This is a genomic window from Elizabethkingia sp. YR214 (assembly GCF_003058195.1).
Lineage (GTDB): Bacteria > Bacteroidota > Bacteroidia > Flavobacteriales > Weeksellaceae > Elizabethkingia.
Genome location: NZ_QBUH01000001.1, coordinates 503,271 through 516,063 on the forward strand (window position 1 = coordinate 503,271; position 12,793 = coordinate 516,063).

Here is a 12,793-nt window from a genome sequence, read left to right on the forward strand (position 1 = left end):
ATATTTCCCAATTCCTGAGTATGTTTGTAACAGAAATTAAGAAAATGAATCGAAAATTTTTTATCATATGCGCCTGGATTACGCTTGTTTGCACAATAATATTTGGTGTTATTGAGCCAGGCTATATCTCTTGGGAAAACATATGGAAAGCTTTCGTTATTTCTTCTATGTATTGTCTACTTTTATCTATGTCTCAGGGGTACCTTAACGGATTCTTAGACAAAAAATGGAGTTGGATAGAGGATACTAAGAAAAGACTTATTTATGGAGTATCATTAACTGTTGTAGTAACAATTGCCACTGTATTTTTATGTAACTATGTTAACTTCGTTCTGATACAAAATGTTAGTACTGAGAAGTTTTTCTCAAGAGATTATAATTTTGTTAATTGGTTTTTTATCAATTTCGCCTTACTTATATCGGCTATTTTCCACGCCAGAGGTTTTATGAATGCGTGGAAGTCTGCAGCGAAAAAAGCTGTTACCGAACAAAAAATTATTGCTTCTTCGGCAAATGCACAATTCGAAAGTCTTAAAAATCAGTTAGACCCACATTTTTTGTTTAACTCTTTGAATGTACTGAGTGCATTAATTGAAGAAAATCCGGATAATGCACAAAAGTTTACTTCTTCAATGTCCAAAATTTACAGATACGTTCTGGAACAAAAGGACAAAGAAGTAGTATCTCTGGAGGAAGAAATAAACTTTGCCAGAACCTATATAGAGCTTTTGAAATACCGCTTTGAAGACAGTATCGTATTTCACCTGAATATTGATGCGGATAATTCTAAAGATTTTGTGGTGCCACTTTCATTACAACTACTTTTGGAAAATTGTATTAAACATAATCATGCTACATCTGCCAAGCCGTTAAACATAGAAATATTTGTTCAGGAAGAATATCTTATTATCAGAAATAATCTTCAGAAAAGAGAACTTCCAAATGAAAAATCAGGAATTGGACTTTCTAATATAGTACAACGATACAATCTTCTAACAAAGAGGAATGTTTTCATCGAAAGCGATGAAGAATCATTCAGTGTAAAAATACCAATACTAACTCGTAAAAATAACACCATGCAAGTAAATTATGAAAACGATGAAAGAGAAGCCTATAAGAAGGCTTCGCGTAGAGTAAAAGAAATTAAAGATTTCTATTCTAATCTTATTTCTTACTGTTGTGTGATACCGTTTTTAGTTGTTATCAATCTAATGACGTCACCAGGATTTTACTGGTTTGTTTTCCCAATGTTGGGGTGGGGACTAGGTGTAGCTATCCATGGATTCACCATTTTTGGAATAGGTAAAAGCTGGGAAGAGAGAAAGATACAAGAGCTCATGAACAAAGAAAAAAACACACAGCAATGGAAATAAATGATCAACAAGAAGCTTATTCGGAAGCAAGAAAACAGGTTCGAAGAGAAGCGCGACTTTATGGAAACGTACTAATGTGTTGTGCTTTCTGGGGCTTTGCAGGGCTCAATGATATTTTTGATTTTGTGAATATACCAAGATGGATCGTAATAGTGTTTATCATTATAACCATATTTACAGCATTAAAATTTATAAAAGTTATCTTCTCCGGAATGATTTTTAACAAAAGCTGGGAAGAAAACAGAATCAGGGAGTTAATGAAAAAGAATAATTAATTTCTAATAAAATGAAAAGTTATTTTAATAATGATTCAGAATCCTTTTCTGATGAAGAAATAGAATTTCTTGAAGCCAAAAGAAGAGTAAAAGAAATTAGAGGGTTTTATATCCATTTTCTGATATATTTGGCAGTAAATGTTTTCATATTGGCGGAAAATTTTTATAATTATCATCAGATAGGATGGACAAATATATATGTACCTGTTTTATGGGGAGTTGTAATTCTTATTCATGCAGGATCTGTTTTTCTTCCGGGGATAATTTTTGGAAACGACTGGGAAAAAAAGAAAATAAAAAAGTTAATGGAAAAATATAAATCTCAGAATAAATATGATTAAAACACTCATTATTGAAGACGAAAAACCCGCAGCACGACGTCTGGAGCGGATGCTCTCTACATTTCCGGAACTGGAAATCCAAAAGGTTATACATTCCGTGGAAGACGGAGTACAATGGCTTTCGGAAAATGAACATCCTAAGCTGATTTTTTCTGATATTGTTCTGGGAGATGGGCTTTCGTTTGATATTTTTGAGAAAATTCCGACTAAAAGTTTTATTATTTATACAACAGCATTTGATCAATATACGTTGAAGGCATTCAAGCTAAATAGTATTGATTATCTCTTAAAACCAATTGATGAAGAGGATCTTACAAAAGCTATTGATAAGTTTAAAAGCTTTATTCCATCCGGAGAGGTGACACCTTCTTATGAAGTAAAATCAATGCTGGGAAAAGAAAAAACAACTCTTTCACGTATATTGGTGAAAATAGGGTATAATCTGAAGATTGTAATGACGTCAGAAGTTAGTTGTTTTTATAGTGAAAATAAGATAGTATACCTTCAGACAGCAGAGCGTAGTTTTCCTACTGACTTTTCTCTTGAAGAACTGGAAAATGTTCTCGACGAGACCCAATTCTTCAGAGTAAACAGACAATTCATGATTAATCTGAATTATATTAAAAGTATCCATACATCACCTGTCTATAAAGTTGAAATGTGCTATCAACCTGATGTTGAAATTACGGTAAGCAGAGACAGGGTGAAAGATTTCAAAGACTGGCTGGTTCGGTAATAGATTTGGATTATGGTTTTGTTTACAGATTAGCAGTGCCTGACTTAAATAAAGTCAGGCACTGCTATTTTTTACATATTTTTGCTGCAAGAAAAACAAATAATCGATTGATTAAAAATCCTGTAAAGAGTTCTTTATTGAAAATAAGTTGATTAAAAGGAATATTTAGATATTGCATTGATTATGAGAGTTTTTGTATACTGTAGATCAATGGGTTGTGATTTATTTGTATAAATTTTATGAAATTAACGCAACCATTTTTATTATAGGCGTCTTATATAGAGACAAATAGAAAAATCAAATATTATGAAGTTTTTAAAATTCACATTCCTTTTAGGGATTTTTGGGGTAATTTTTACCAGTTGTTTAGGAGATAACAGAGGAGATAATGTTATTTATGGTTTTTTGGCTACAAGTAAAATTGAAGACAAGGAAATAAAAGCGACTGGAGAATTAAGTAAATTAACAGTAACCTACAAAACGACAAATACATGTCAGACCTTTGTACAATTTCAGGTTACAAAAAATGAAAGCAATGTTATTGAATTAGGAGTAGTAGGTTCTCAAAGATCAGGAGACGGATGTACTGATAAAGTTGAGGAGAAGACCTCAGAATTTACATTTACGCCTCCAAAAGCAGGAATCTATACTTTCAAGTTTTGGTCAGGAAAGAACAGTGACAATAGCGATCAGTTTATAGAACATAAAGTAGAAATTAAAGATCCACAACCGAAATAGTAAAACTTAATTTCTTTGGATAAAGAACTAATTGAGATTATAGAACAATGCCAAAAGAACGATAGGAAAGCACAAGAACTTTTGTATCGGAGGTATTCTAATGTTTTGTTCTCAATATGTCTGAGATATTCCGGCAATTATGAAAATGCACAGGATGTATTTCAGGAAGGCTTTATCCTTATTTTTAAAAAAATCACACAGTATAGCTTTTCAGGTTCTTTCGAAGGCTGGATAAAACGTGTGATGGTTAACTTAAATCTTGAAAAACACAGGCAGAAAGAGATTTGGCTAACTGAAATAGAGGAAAATATGCCTCTTATTGATGAAGAAGATAATGATTCAAATGATTTTCAGAGCGTTAATTATCAAGATCTTATAAAATATGTTCAAAACCTGCCAACACAGTATAGGCAGGTTTTTAACCTTTATGTTTTTGAAGAATATACACATAACGAAATTGCAGAAAACTTAAAAATATCCCCCGGAACATCCAAATCCAACCTATCCAGAGCAAGAGAGATTCTTAGAAAAGAATTGATGAAAATAAAACACAAAGCAGAATGAAAAATATAGACAAAATATTTAAAGACCAGCTTAGCCAGCCGCAGAATCCGCCGGCTGAAGCATGGGATTTTATTCAGTCTGCACTGGATGGAGAAAAACGACGAAGACCTGCTGTCTATATATGGCTTCCTGTTTCCGGAATTGCTGCAATGTTTCTAATTGGCATTTTTATTTTTAAATCAAATGAAGATTACTCAGAAAAGAAACAAGAAACAAAATTTGTTAAACAAACTCAGTCTCGGAAACCTTCTACTGTTGAAACAGTGAAAGAGAATACGAATGAAATAATACAGGAAAACAAAGGAACTGATTATATTTCTGGTATCAAGGATAATGTTATAGTCTGGACTAAAAATGTTTTTATACCAAAAGATAAAGCTTCTGATATTTCAGAGACAAATAAAGTGCTTATTTCTCAGTATAAAAATGAAACTAATACGGATAGGGAAGGGAATGATAATACAATAATAGTACAACAGGATAGGAACGGAAATAAGACAGAAAACAAATATGAGCAGATTTTTCCAGATAAAAATAATGAGTCTGACCTTTTGACAGGAAGAAACAAAATATTACAGCAATCAAACAAAGTAGCACAGAGTGATGGAGATAAATTTTATGTTTCTGCATTTTTTGCGCCTACACAGGTGAATTCTTTCGGTGGCAAATCTTTACTGTCTAATGATTTCAATAATCTGGACATTCAGAACTCTGTAAACATGTCCTATGGAGCACGGGTAAGCTACGCAATAAATGACAAAATAAAGATCAGAACAGGAGCCGGAATGTTGGATATAGAACAAAGAACAAAGAACGTTCCTATTACCGTAAGTGTTTCCGGTGGAAGAGGAGGAGCAATGTTATATCAGCTTGCACCAATTCCTCCCGCTCATAATATTTCCTATTCCGGAGATCTCAGAGTAGGAAGAATCGAACCTGTAGCCAACTTACAGGCAGACGGAGCTTTTGCAAAAAATTCTTTACAAGGAGATATTGCTCAGAAAATCCGATATGTAGAAATTCCTTTGGAAGCAGAGATTAATTTTGCCCAACTTAATAAACTTGGTTTTAATGCAACACTTGGAGCAAGTTCATATGTACTAACCCATAATAGCATTTCGGCAGTTACACCAGGATCATCTGTAAAACAGGATCTTGGAACAGCAACAAACCTGAATGATTTGAGTTTCAGTGCGAATGCCGGGATTAAAATTGACTACGAAGTTTCGAAAAAAATGAAACTGAATGTAGAACCAACATTTAAATACATGATAAAACCAATGAATAAAGTAAATGATACAAAACCTTACATTATAGGGGTGAGTACCGGAGTTACTTTTTCATTTTAACATAATATTAATTTTAATTTCTTTTTTTATTCAGATGGGGGTTTGGCTATATACCAGCCCCTTTTTGATTGGATTTCAAGTTTACATTCAGTATTTTTGAAAAAACAAAATAAACATGCAAAGATTAAATCTATTAGAAGAGACCAGATTTGAAAAAATTCCAGTAACGGTCTATTCTTCAGAAACGGAAGCGACGAAAACTGTAGCAAACAGAATAGCACAGTTAATTAAAAATAAACAAGCTAAAGGCGAAAAAGCCGTACTCGGCTTAGCAACAGGTGTTACACCAATAAAAGTTTATCAGGAATTGGTAAGACTTCATAAGGAAGAAGGACTAAGTTTTAACAACGTTGTTACCTTCAATCTGGATGAGTATTATCCAATGCTGCCAAACGAACCTCAGAGTTATGTAACTTTCATGAATGAAAACCTTTTCAATCATGTTGATGTACCAAAAGAGAATATTCATATTCCTGATGGTAGTATTAAAGAAGAAGAAGTTGCAGAGTTTTGTAAAGAATACGAACAAAAGATCAACGCTTTCGGAGGTTTAGATATCCAGGTTCTTGGGATCGGACGTACCGGACATATTGGTTTTAACGAGCCGGGAGCTGCACCAAATTCAGGAACAAGAATGGTGACATTGGACGATCTTACACGTAAAGATGCATCCAGAGATTTCGGAGGAAAAGAAAACGTTCCGAAGAAAGCAATCACAATGGGAGTTGGGTCTATATTCAAAGCCAGGGAGATTATTCTAATGGCTTGGAATAAGAAAAAAGCTCCGATTATTAAAAAAGCTGTTGAAGGAGAAGTGTCTTCTGATATTCCGGCAACTTATCTGCAACTTTCACAGAATGTTGAATTTATCGTTGATGAAGACGCTGCGTCATTACTAACAAGGTTCGATAAGCCGTGGTTGGCTCAGGATATTGAATGGGATGATATAATTACTAAAAAGGCTGTTGTATGGTTGTCTCAGAAATTAGGTAAACCAATCCTTAAACTTACTGACGACGATTATAATACTCATGGTATGGATAAGCTGATTACCGAGAAAGGCCCGGCTTATAATATGAATATTAAAATATTTAACGAATTACAACATACTATTACCGGATGGCCAGGTGGAAAACCTAATGTAGATGATTCCCAGAGACCGGAAAGAGCTAATCCAGCGAAGAAAAATGTATTGTTATTCTCTCCACATCCTGATGATGATGTAATTTCTATGGGAGGAACATTCATTAAACTGGCAGATCAGGGACATAATGTCCATGTGGCATACCAGACTTCAGGAAATGCAGCCGTTTGGGATGATGATGTACTTAGATATTTAGAATTTGCTGAAGATTTCTCTAAACTGGTTGGTTTCGACGATCAGAAAGTAAAAAATATCTATAAAGATAATGTAGAAATTTTCGACCAGAAAAAGCCAAATCAAACAGATACAGAATTTATAAGAAAAGTTAAGTTTCTGATCAGAAAAGGAGAAGCAATTGCCGGAGCCCGTTTTGTAGGGCTAAATGAAGATCAGATTCACTTCCAGGATCTGCCTTTTTATGACAGAAGAAAATTCGATAAAAGCAGTTCATATGAAGATGATATCCAGCAGACAATTGAGCTACTGAGGGAAGTAAAACCGCATCAGGTTTTTGCAGCAGGAGATTTTGAAGATCCACATGGAACTCATAAAGTGTGCTTTGATATTATTCTAGAGGCTTTAAAAAGGCTAAAAGAGACTGATGAATGGACAAAAGACTGTTGGCTATGGATGTACCGTGGTGCATGGCATGAATTCCCGATCCATGAGATCGAAATGGCAGTACCTCTTTCTCCACAAGAGGTTTACAAGAAAAGGTTAGCAATATTCAAACATCAGTCACAGAAAGACTTACCAGTTTTCCCTGGTGATGATGCCCGTGAGTTCTGGGTAAGAGCTGAGGACAGAACGAGCGAGACAGCACAGTTGTATAACAACTTAGGTTTAGCCGAGTATGAAGCAATTGAAGCTTTTGTAAGATATAAGTTTTAAATGTCTGATAATGAACCAATATAAAGGGCGGATTTTTCCGTCCTTTTTTGTTTAAATAAACATTTATGCGTAATTTAACAGAATATTAATAAACGCTTTTTCCCGAAAGGAACACTATTTGCAGTATTTATACCACTTAAATTACAATGAAAATGAACAAGAGTATTGGAGTTTTATTAGCGAGTGCTGTTGGATTAGTAACAGTATTAGGAGTTTTTGGACTACGTAAATTGGTTTTAAAACATGATCATGATGACTATTATGATTATCTTACAGATCGTAACTCGCAAAAGAATGATGAAGCTGATAGTGTGGAACTTAATGCATATTTGTAGTAAATAAACTTATTCATATTATAGCAGAAAGCTTTAACCATCGGTTAAAGCTTTTTTTGTGGAAAACTATCGATGGCAACTGAAGATATTTTCAGAAAGTTTGATCTAAATTCGTATAAAGAAATACAAAATTGTAATGGCTATAGATCCCGTAAAAGGTCAGGGCGCTCAGCAGAATGTACATAACAGATTCGATCGGTATTCGTTTGATTCTGAGGAAGAAGATGCAGATTTGAGAAAAACCAATTTTACAGAAGTATTTCCGAAAACGATAGTCAACCAGGTTAAAAGCCCGGATCTGCCTATGGAGTATTCGCTAAACCCCTATCAGGGATGTGAACACGGCTGTTCTTACTGTTTTGCAAGACCAACACATGAATATTGGGGATATAGTGCCGGAGTAGATTTTGAGAGAAGCATTATGTTTAAGAAGAATGCTCCGGAATTGCTTGAAAAATTTTTTAAGAAAAGAGGATATCAACCAAAACCTATTTTAGTGTCTGGTAATACAGATTGCTATCAGCCTGTAGAACGAAAGCTGGAGATCACCAGAAAGCTACTGCAACTATTCTTAGATTACCGGCATCCTGTTAATATTATCACCAAGAATGCCTTAGTACTTCGGGATATAGATATATTAAAGCCTTTAGCAGAACAGAATCTTGTTTCTGTGGCCTTGAGTATTCCTACAATTAATGAAGATTTAAGAAGGGTAATGGAGCCGCGGACATCTTCGTCCAAAAATAAAATACATGCAATAGAAGAGCTTACTAAAAACGGAATTCCGGTACATGTAATGGTAGCCCCAATTATTCCTGGACTGAATAGTGATGAGATTCTCAACATAATGAAAGTTACTTCTGAAGCCGGTGCGCTATCTGCTGGTTATACATTGGTAAGGCTTAATGATACTGTAGAGCCTGTATTTGTAAAATGGATTGAAACATATTTTCCAGACCGGAAAGATAAGGTACTCAATCTTATAAGATCTATGCGGGGTGGAAATCTGGGAGAAAAAAGATTCTATAACCGATATGAAGGAGAGGGAAATATAGCTGATATGATTCATGATACTGTGAAACTTGGAAAGAGAAAATTTTTTTCAGGAAGGGAAAGAATTGTACTGAATACAAGTAATTTTACAGGAACAAAGGACCAGCAACTCCGGTTGTTTTAGTATATTTGTTAGTACAGAACATTAATGTAGTATATGGAAGAAGAAATCAGATTCAGACAGGCAGAAGAAAAAGACAAAGATATTATCTGGGGAATCCTTCAGCAGGCTATTGAAAGAAGAAAAAATGATGGAAGCAATCAGTGGCAGGATGGGTATCCAAATCTGCAGACTGTTGAAAATGATATTGCAAGAGGCCAGGGATATGTTCTTACGCTAAATGATGAAGTTATTACCTATGCTGCTTTAATTTTCAATAATGAGCCTGCCTACGAAAATATAAAAGGAGAATGGCTTACTAATGGCGATTTTATGGTTGTTCATAGAGTTGCTGTTTCGGACAAAGCTGCCGGGAAAGGAATTGTAAAAAAATTCTTTGGCACCCTGGATGACTTTGCCAGATCTAAACAGGTTTACAGTATAAAGGTAGATACCAATTTTGATAATCTTGCGATGCTGGCTATTCTTGAAAAATTAGGATATGTATATTGCGGAGAGGTCGTTTTCCGTGAAAGTCCCCGTAAAGCTTTTGAAAAAGTATTAACGGCTTAAGCTTTGAAGGCTAAGCCTTTTTCTTTAGTTTTGTATTCTGGTTTTTATCCAAATTAAATTCATGAAGCAGTATTCCTCTAAACGCAGTATTCAGATTTTAGCACATATCCTGAAACAATACGGGATTGACCATATTGTATTGTCTCCTGGCTCCAGGAATGCGCCTATTACTATCCATTTTTCAGAAGATGATTTCCACTGTTACAGCATTGTAGATGAAAGATCTGCGGCTTTCGTAGCAATGGGTATGGCTAAAAGTTTGCACAAACCGGTAGCAGTTTCATGTACCAGCGGATCTGCCGCAACTAATTATTATCCGGCTATTGTAGAAGCATTTTATCAGAATATACCATTATTGATTCTGACTGCAGACAGACCGGAAAATTATGTGGATATATTTGATGGACAGACGATTCGCCAGAAGGACCTTTTTCACCAGCATTCATACGGAGATTTCCAGATGAAAGAAGATCAGGAAACAGATGCAGATGAATACAATTTTGAAACAGTAAAAAAAGCTGTTGAGCTTTGTCTGGAGAAGCAAGGCCCCGTACATATCAATATTCCTCTTATGGAACCATTGTATGAAATGGTAACGGAGCTGATGCCTATGCCGGAAATAGAAAAGCATGTCCAGGAAAATACATACGAAATACCTTCAAATGTTATTGCTGAATGGAATACCAGCAAAAGAATATTGATTTTGCTAGGAACATTGGATCCGTCTCCGGAGCTTAATGTATTGTTAGAGCAGTTGGTAAAGAATCATTCTGCAGTTGTCCTTACAGAAAGTACCTCTAATCAGTATCATTCCAAGTTTTTCAATCATATAGACCGCTATATATTTGATTTTACAGAAGAGGATTTTAAGAAATATGCTCCTGATTTATTGATTACAGTCGGACAAAACGTAGTATCAAAAAAAGTAAAGCTTTTCCTCAGAAAGGCAAATCCTGCACGTCATTGGCATGTAGATCCTTATTGGCAGCCCGATACCTATTTTGCACTGACAGAAAAAATTTATTCGGATCATGAAGTATTTTTCACACAGTTGGTAAAGAAAGTCAATCTGGAACCTCAGGCTTATTATAACCTATGGGATGCCAGAAGAGATAAAAAAGATGCCAGACATGAAGAGTATTCACAACAAGTGCCTTTCTCAGATTTTATGGTATTTAGGGATCTTGCTGAGAGTATTCCGGAAAATTACAGCGTACATGTATCCAACAGTTCTGCAATTCGTTATACATTGCTATTTAACTTCTCTGAAAAACATGAAGTTTACTGTAACAGAGGGACAAGTGGTATAGATGGCTGTACTTCTACAACAATGGGATTTGCCATGATGGATGATAACCCTGCTATTCTTATTACGGGAGATCTAAGTTTCTTCTATGATATCAATGGCTTATGGAACAAATACATTCCACCTTATACAAGGATCATTATTGTAAATAACGGAGAAGGTAATATTTTCCGTATTATTCCAGGGCCGGGAGATACAAACGCAATTGGAGAATATATTGCGACAAGCCATAAAATGAATGCCTCTAATCTTGCAAAACACTTTAAGTTCGACTATTTCCAGATCGAAACAAAAGATGAGTTCCACAGATCGCTGGAAAACTTCTTTAAGCCAAGTATACAGCCTAAAATTCTGGAGATTAATACCAGAAGTGAAGATAACGCTGATGTACAGAAAGACTACTTTAAATTTCTAAAGTTTTGATACTAAAAAGGTTCTGAATCAATGCAATAGGATATTCCTGAGTATTGAACGGAATCATGGCGTTAATCATTTGGAAATGAGAAAACTCTTTAATGTTTTCTAAACCTATTTCTATGGTTTTTATCTTTCCGGATTTTAATAAATGCTGACGCATAACACCATTAAGTAAAAAAGTTTCAGGGGTGTACCATTCATTGTCTTTTCTGAAAATAAGATTAGAATATGAAGTATCGGTTATCATTCCGTTTTGATAAAATATTACAGCTTCTGCAGATGCAGAAGCTTTTAGTTTATTGATTTCATCCCTGTTTTCGTATTTAAATGAATACTCTAAATGATCTCCGTTAACCAGTTCAAAATTATTGTGAATCTCAACAGCATAGGGTATCATCTGACAGTTTATACCACCATTAAGGTCATATACAATACGCCATTTGTAAAGGCCTTGCTCATCGTGATTTTGTTGCAGAAAATACTCTTTAAGCAAGTAAGGATTTTCTTTTCCATAATGAGAAAATACACCGTCCATCCTTTCCTGATGGAGATCAGGAAGGAATATCTGAGAATCCTCTACGCGTATAGTTTCAATAAACCGGAACATATATTTTGTTAATCATTTCCTGATATTCTGCAGAAGCATCACTCTGATGCGTAATTCCGCCGCCACTTTTAAAATAAAACTGGTTATTCTCATTTTCTATAAAACGAATCATAACACCAGAATCCAGATCTTTACCATCAAAATAGCCGCAAACACCAGTGTAAAATCCTCTGTCATAGCTTTCACTTTTTAATATTACCTCCTGTGTTTTGTCCTTCGGTGCCCCGAGAATAGAACCGGCAGGAAGCAATTTTTGCATGATACTGCCAATTTTATTCTGAAAAGAAGGTTTTATAATTCCTTCTATTTCCGAACTCATGGTGTAAAGATTCTTTTTCAGAGTCTTAAGATAGTCAATTCTTTGGAAATCAACTAATTTTACATCATTAGCTACCGTACTCAGATCATTACGAAGTAAATCCACAACTGTGTAATGTTCTGCTTTTTCTTTTGGATCACTCTTCAGAATATTTTCCGCATCCGGAATGTCAGCATCAATAGTTCCTTTCATTGGAAACGTGGAAATTCTCTGATTTTTGATTTTCACAAAAACTTCGGGGGAGAAGAATACCCAATCGTTCTTATAACAGATTTTATATTTAGCTTCGGAGTGGTAAAATATATCCCGGAGGGTAAGATTGGTTTCTATTCTTGTTTTCCGGGTGTAATTGATCAGGTAAGAATTACCAAATTGGAGATTTTCCATAACGAGGTCAAATCCTTTTTTATAGGATTCAAATGTTTCCGGAAAGGACTGCAGGTGTATTTTTTTGTTTAGAGAGATTTCTGGAATATAGTTCCTGTAATTCTGAAAATGAACTAATATATCAGAATCTTTATTCAGTTCTTCTTCTGTAAAAAGCAGAATATTTTGCTTTAAAAAATCAATAATAAAAATAAAAGGCTCTCCTTTTTCGGAAAGTTTATCCATTTCAGAAAATTCTTTCGCATTTATTGCTTTCATGATGCAAAAGTACGGAAGAAGATGCGT

General features: G+C 34.8%; 14 protein-coding genes. 12 read left to right on the plus strand and 2 right to left on the minus strand.

Features of this window, described 5'->3' with window-relative positions; all coding sequences use genetic code 11:
- The first annotated feature begins 20 nt into the window (after positions 1 to 20).
- The 12 genes from C8J95_RS02260 (at position 21) to menD (ending at position 11,201) form a co-directional block, all read left to right on the plus strand.
- Complete coding sequence (locus C8J95_RS02260) at positions 21 to 1,373, plus strand: 2TM domain-containing protein (RefSeq protein ID WP_107807432.1); 1,353 nt, start codon at positions 21 to 23, stop codon at positions 1,371 to 1,373.
- Positions 1,364 to 1,648 (plus strand): 2TM domain-containing protein, encoded by a 285-nt coding sequence (locus tag C8J95_RS02265; RefSeq protein ID WP_107807433.1) that lies wholly within the window; start codon positions 1,364 to 1,366, stop codon positions 1,646 to 1,648. The genes C8J95_RS02260 and C8J95_RS02265 overlap by 10 nt, the downstream gene beginning before the upstream one ends.
- Positions 1,649 to 1,659: 11 nt before the next feature.
- The gene (locus tag C8J95_RS02270; RefSeq protein ID WP_107807434.1) at positions 1,660 to 1,989 is read left to right on the plus strand and encodes a 2TM domain-containing protein; all 330 of its coding nucleotides are present in this window, start codon (positions 1,660 to 1,662) and stop codon (positions 1,987 to 1,989) included.
- Positions 1,982 to 2,725 carry a LytTR family DNA-binding domain-containing protein gene (locus tag C8J95_RS02275; RefSeq protein ID WP_107807435.1) on the plus strand — a complete coding sequence of 248 codons (744 nt, stop codon included), beginning with the start codon at positions 1,982 to 1,984 and terminating at the stop codon, positions 2,723 to 2,725. Before C8J95_RS02270 ends, C8J95_RS02275 begins: the two co-directional genes overlap by 8 nt.
- A 306-nt stretch (positions 2,726 to 3,031) precedes the next feature.
- The gene (locus C8J95_RS02280) at positions 3,032 to 3,463 is read left to right on the plus strand and encodes a hypothetical protein (protein WP_107807436.1); all 432 of its coding nucleotides are present in this window, start codon (positions 3,032 to 3,034) and stop codon (positions 3,461 to 3,463) included.
- A gap of 15 nt (positions 3,464 to 3,478) precedes the next feature.
- Complete coding sequence (locus C8J95_RS02285) at positions 3,479 to 4,027, plus strand: RNA polymerase sigma factor (RefSeq protein ID WP_107807437.1); 549 nt, start codon at positions 3,479 to 3,481, stop codon at positions 4,025 to 4,027.
- The gene (locus C8J95_RS02290; protein WP_107807438.1) at positions 4,024 to 5,376 is read left to right on the plus strand and encodes a hypothetical protein; all 1,353 of its coding nucleotides are present in this window, start codon (positions 4,024 to 4,026) and stop codon (positions 5,374 to 5,376) included. The genes C8J95_RS02285 and C8J95_RS02290 overlap by 4 nt, the downstream gene beginning before the upstream one ends.
- Positions 5,377 to 5,491: 115 nt before the next feature.
- Positions 5,492 to 7,411 (plus strand): glucosamine-6-phosphate deaminase, encoded by a 1,920-nt coding sequence (gene nagB / locus C8J95_RS02295; RefSeq protein WP_107807439.1) that lies wholly within the window; start codon positions 5,492 to 5,494, stop codon positions 7,409 to 7,411.
- 152 nt (positions 7,412 to 7,563) lie between these two features.
- The gene (locus C8J95_RS02300; protein ID WP_255412700.1) at positions 7,564 to 7,746 is read left to right on the plus strand and encodes a hypothetical protein; all 183 of its coding nucleotides are present in this window, start codon (positions 7,564 to 7,566) and stop codon (positions 7,744 to 7,746) included.
- 136 nt (positions 7,747 to 7,882) lie between these two features.
- Positions 7,883 to 8,923 carry a PA0069 family radical SAM protein gene (locus C8J95_RS02305; protein WP_107807441.1) on the plus strand — a complete coding sequence of 347 codons (1,041 nt, stop codon included), beginning with the start codon at positions 7,883 to 7,885 and terminating at the stop codon, positions 8,921 to 8,923.
- A 33-nt stretch (positions 8,924 to 8,956) separates the two neighbouring features.
- The gene (locus tag C8J95_RS02310) at positions 8,957 to 9,472 is read left to right on the plus strand and encodes a GNAT family N-acetyltransferase (protein WP_107807442.1); all 516 of its coding nucleotides are present in this window, start codon (positions 8,957 to 8,959) and stop codon (positions 9,470 to 9,472) included.
- Positions 9,473 to 9,533: 61 nt separating this feature from the next.
- Positions 9,534 to 11,201, plus strand: coding sequence for a 2-succinyl-5-enolpyruvyl-6-hydroxy-3-cyclohexene-1-carboxylic-acid synthase (gene menD, locus C8J95_RS02315; protein ID WP_107807443.1), 1,668 nt, complete (start codon positions 9,534 to 9,536; stop codon positions 11,199 to 11,201).
- Here the strand turns inward: menD and C8J95_RS02320 are convergent.
- Both C8J95_RS02320 and C8J95_RS02325 read right to left on the minus strand, forming a co-directional pair.
- A complete protein-coding gene (locus tag C8J95_RS02320) occupies positions 11,182 to 11,802 on the minus strand; it encodes an aminotransferase class IV (protein WP_107807444.1) in 621 nt (206 codons plus the stop codon). The two genes, menD and C8J95_RS02320, sit on opposite strands and share 20 nt — an antisense overlap.
- Positions 11,786 to 12,766 (minus strand): aminodeoxychorismate synthase component I, encoded by a 981-nt coding sequence (locus C8J95_RS02325; protein WP_107807445.1) that lies wholly within the window; start codon positions 12,764 to 12,766, stop codon positions 11,786 to 11,788. The genes C8J95_RS02320 and C8J95_RS02325 overlap by 17 nt, the downstream gene beginning before the upstream one ends.
- Between the last annotated feature and the right edge of the window lie 27 nt (positions 12,767 to 12,793).